Origin of the sequence: Alitiscatomonas aceti (assembly GCF_025567195.1) — a bacterium.
Taxonomy (GTDB): domain Bacteria; phylum Bacillota; class Clostridia; order Lachnospirales; family Lachnospiraceae; genus Alitiscatomonas; species Alitiscatomonas aceti.
On record NZ_JAOQJF010000071.1, the window covers coordinates 1 to 2457 of the forward strand.

Below are 2457 nucleotides of genomic sequence, written 5' to 3' on the forward strand. Positions count from 1 at the left end.
TGATATTGTCAATATTGGTTGACACATTTATCTCAAAGATATCACTGCCTATGCAGCCTGTTCCAGAGATTGGTAGTATCTCTGTCGCTTAATTATCGGAGGAAGCCCACCATTGGCCGAGCAGATCCTCCTGTTATTCCAGTAACTGATGAAGTATCTCCAAATGAGAACCTTCAGTTCCTCTATGGTCATAGTCTCCGTATTGTAGCGGTCATAGAGAAGCTCGCTTTTCATTCTGGCCCACATGCTTTCGCATCGGGCATTATCGTGGCACCTGCCACCAGCACGGTTCATGCTTTGAATAATACCGTATTTAGCAAGAGCCTTACGATAAGTTTCACTGGTATATTGTGTTCCTCTGTCAGAGTGTACAATAGCCCCTCGCAGATCAGGATATGCCAGATAGGCATTATTCAGGGTATGCTCACACAAAGTTGCTTTCATGTTGGTTTCCATTGCCAGACCAAGGACACTGGAATCAAAGCAGTCAAAGATAGCTGAAACATACAGTTTTCCATCTTTAGCCTTGATTTCTGTGATGTCAGTTACACATTTTTCAAGTGGCTTATCAGATTTGAAATCTCGCTTCAGAAGATCATCTGACTTACGAGCTTCCCGATCAGCCTTGGTAATACCATTCGGCTTACGCTTTGGTTTGAAGTGCTATACTAATGTTGTAACAGGAGTGGCTAATAAGATATAATCAATCTTATAAAGAAAAGAGGTACACATTATGCCACAGAGTTACACCCCTGAATTTAAAAAGAAGATTGTCCGCCTTCACGAGGAAGAAGGACGCACTTACAAAAGCATCACTGCTGAATACGGCGTATCCAAAGCCAGTATTTCCAAGTGGTGCAGTGAATTTAGCAAAGAATGCCAAACAAAAGCCCTCGAAAATCCAGATATTCCAAATGAAATGGAACTTATGAAAGAGAATCTCCGATTGCGCAAGGAACTGGAAGAAGCAAAAAAGGAAAATCTCTTCTTAAAAAAAGCAGCGGCATTCTTTGCAAAGGAAATCGATTAGAGGCTTATCGATTTATTGAGCAATATCATGAGTTGTTTGGTCTACGGTGGCTCCTTCGCAGGCTTGAAATCTGTCCAAACGCGTATTATAACTACCGGAAACACAGGAAGGCGGATTATTATGCCAATAAAGCAGAAGTACACGCGCAGATTCAGGAAATCTATCATATCCACAATGGTGTTGATGGTTACCGGAGCATGAAAGTCTATCTGGAACGCAGAGGCTACTCTNGTTCCTCTATGGTCATAGTCTCCGTATTGTAGCGGTCATAGAGAAGCTCGCTTTTCATTCTGGCCCACATGCTTTCGCATCGGGCATTATCGTGGCACCTGCCACCAGCACGGTTCATGCTTTGAATAATACCGTATTTAGCAAGAGCCTTACGATAAGTTTCACTGGTATATTGTGTTCCTCTGTCAGAGTGTACAATAGCCCCTCGCAGATCAGGATATGCCAGATAGGCATTATTCAGGGTATGCTCACACAAAGTTGCTTTCATGTTGGTTTCCATTGCCAGACCAAGGACACTGGAATCAAAGCAGTCAAAGATAGCTGAAACATACAGTTTTCCATCTTTAGCCTTGATTTCTGTGATGTCAGTTACACATTTTTCAAGTGGCTTATCAGATTTGAAATCTCGCTTCAGAAGATCATCTGACTTACGAGCTTCCCGATCAGCCTTGGTAATACCATTCGGCTTACGCTTTGGTTGATGACTAAGGCCAATTTCATCCATGACCCTGTAGACGGTTCGCTCACTAGGAATCTTGAGTCCTTCCGGTTTCTTAAGGAGAAGTGCCTGATACATGCGAATACGCCCATAGGTATCATTACATTCATCCTCTGTATTGATTGCTCTCATAGCATCAGCGAGATCCTGATATTTCCAGGGGCGATCTTTATGAGCAAGATATTTGTAGAACCCCTGGCGGCTAACGCCAAGCATCCGGCAATAGAATGAAAGTTTTCCCTTAATCATGCCGTCTTCCGTTTTTATGGCAATGAACATCATTCTTTGGTTCTTGCTGACTTCCGACGGCTGGCTGCGAAAAAAGCACTTGCTTCCTCGAGAAATTCATTTTCCTCTTTCAGACGCCGGATTTCTTTATCCTGATCCTTAACGCGTTTGCGGAGCATAGCAAGCTCCTCAGCAAGGCTCATCGCACTTTCTGGAGTATGTGCACCGTCGCCAATATCTAAAGTGCCTGCTCTAACTGCTTTCAGCCATGTATGGATGGTTCCTTCTGGAATACCTAATTCTTTGGCTGCCTTAGCACCGCCGATTTCTCTGGCAAGTTTGACAGCCTGGACCTTATATTCGTGGTCGTATTTACGTTGGGTACGTGACATTGAAAGTTCCTCCTTATTCTCTTTATTATACATGAATTCTTTGAGAATAAGGTGTCAACTTTATTTATACAACATCA

At 43.1% G+C, this 2457-nt stretch carries 1 protein-coding gene and 3 pseudogenes; 1 reads left to right on the forward strand and 3 read right to left on the reverse strand.

The genetic code is table 11. The features are described from left to right. Positions 1 to 48: 48 nt before the first annotated feature. Positions 49 to 651: pseudogene (locus tag OCV69_RS16450) on the reverse strand (IS3 family transposase); the annotation flags it as partial. Positions 652 to 733: 82 nt separating this feature from the next. On the opposite strand from OCV69_RS16450, the pseudogene OCV69_RS16455 reads away from it, so the two are divergent. After that, positions 734 to 1278, forward strand: a pseudogene (locus tag OCV69_RS16455) (transposase); the annotation flags it as partial. Here the strand turns inward: OCV69_RS16455 and OCV69_RS16460 are convergent. Both OCV69_RS16460 and OCV69_RS16465 read right to left on the reverse strand, forming a co-directional pair. Next, a pseudogene (locus OCV69_RS16460) lies at positions 1263 to 2042 on the reverse strand (IS3 family transposase); the annotation flags it as partial. The pseudogenes OCV69_RS16455 and OCV69_RS16460 sit on opposite strands and share 16 nt — an antisense overlap. Beyond that, the gene (locus OCV69_RS16465) at positions 2039 to 2380 is read right to left on the reverse strand and encodes a transposase (protein WP_154433227.1); all 342 of its coding nucleotides are present in this window, start codon (positions 2378 to 2380) and stop codon (positions 2039 to 2041) included. The gene OCV69_RS16465 and the pseudogene OCV69_RS16460, both read right to left, overlap by 4 nt. Positions 2381 to 2457: the final 77 nt, after the last annotated feature.

Coding starts and splice junctions, on each gene's coding strand:
- OCV69_RS16465 (WP_154433227.1), bottom strand. CDS start 2,380: ATGTCACGTACCCAACGTAAATACGACCACGAATATAAGGTCCAGGCT.